Origin of the sequence: Pseudomonas sp. HAR-UPW-AIA-41 (genome assembly GCF_002304225.1) — a bacterium.
In the GTDB taxonomy this organism is placed as follows: domain Bacteria; phylum Pseudomonadota; class Gammaproteobacteria; order Pseudomonadales; family Pseudomonadaceae; genus Aquipseudomonas.
Genome location: NZ_NSLB01000028.1, coordinates 1 through 449, shown reverse-complemented (window position 1 = coordinate 449; position 449 = coordinate 1). Strand labels below are relative to the sequence as shown.

Annotated in this window: 1 protein-coding gene; it reads right to left on the bottom strand. The window is 46.1% G+C overall.

The window, feature by feature from the left end; translation table 11 throughout:
• Positions 1-177: 177 nt before the first annotated feature.
• Positions 178-449 (bottom strand): hypothetical protein (locus CK486_RS18135; RefSeq protein ID WP_218192114.1); only part of this gene is annotated, 272 nt, incomplete at its 5' end.

Sequence of the window (449 nt, the reverse complement as noted above, 5' to 3'; positions counted from 1 at the left end):
TTGAGAAAACGACCAGCTTCTGCGAGCCCTCTCCCAAAATTGGCGCCGACACCTTCAATGCTTCTGGTAGCTTATTCGCATCAATTAACGGCATCACCTGCTCATCAATCGCCTGCTCCCACGCCACAAAGTCCTTTTCAAACTGGACAAATTCCGCATCGGTCACACCCAATTCTTTCAACCGATCAATGGAAGCATGGACCTCCTTGCGAACACAAACGCAAGCACCGCACCGACAATCAGACTGACAACAACAACAATAGTTGTCAAAATAAAAATGAAATCACCACTCGCATTCATCTGCTCGATTTCACTTACAATTTGCTTGTCAATTTTTTTGGCATTATCCTTTGAGAAAACGACCAGCTTCTGCGAGCCCTCTCCCAAAATTGGCGCCGACACCTTCAATGCTTCTGGTAGCTTATTCGCATCAATTAACGGCATCACCT